Here is a 229-nt window from a genome sequence, read left to right on the forward strand (position 1 = left end):
CTAAAGTTCCTAGTCAAGCTGATGTTGATAAGGCTAAGGCTGAGTCAGACAAGGCTAATCAAGATGTAGCTAAACAAAAAGAAGTTGTTGCATCTGCGGAAGCAAATATTGCCACTGCTAAGAAAGAGTTGGCTCGCCTAGAGGGTATCGCAGAAGTTAAGGCTCGTAGGTATGAGAACTTCAAGCAACTCAAAGCCGACCATGACGCATACCTTGCTGAACAACAACG

The 229-nt window shown here is 44.5% G+C and carries 1 protein-coding gene; it reads left to right on the forward strand.

The features are described from left to right. On the forward strand, positions 1-229 hold a 229-nt coding region (locus HMPREF2987_RS00405; RefSeq protein ID WP_218969676.1), incomplete at both ends, for a hypothetical protein.

The sequence above is a fragment of the Streptococcus sp. HMSC067H01 genome (assembly GCF_001814775.1).
Taxonomy (GTDB): Bacteria; Bacillota; Bacilli; order Lactobacillales; family Streptococcaceae; genus Streptococcus.